The sequence below is a fragment of the Variovorax sp. Soil_C_26 genome (assembly GCF_057657075.1).
The window spans coordinates 1-291 of sequence record NZ_JBDGJC010000058.1; the positions used below are offsets into that span (position 1 = coordinate 1).

Consider the following 291-nt stretch of genomic DNA (forward strand, 5'->3'; position numbering starts at 1 on the left):
GTGGACTTCCGGCTGAGCATCAACGGCTTGGCCGTGCTGGTAGAGCAGGCACTGGGTCTGGACCCGTTCGCCTCGTGCGCGTACGTGTTCAGCAACCGCCGACGCGACCGGGTGAAGATCCTGGGTTGGGAGCGCAACGGCTTCTGGCTGCTGCTCAAGCGCTTGGAGAAGGACCGGTTCATCTGGCCCTCGTCCGAGGCGGTTCCCACGCTGACGGCCGAGCAGCTGCACTGGTTGCTGGAGGGCATCGACATCGCGGTGGTGCAACGCCACTCCCGTCTGCGCTATTCC

Annotated in this window: 1 protein-coding gene; it reads left to right on the forward strand. The window is 65.3% G+C overall.

The features are described 5' to 3' along the window. Positions 1–291 (forward strand): IS66 family insertion sequence element accessory protein TnpB (gene tnpB, locus AC3A6G_RS27460; RefSeq protein ID WP_487875104.1); only part of this gene is annotated, 291 nt, incomplete at both ends.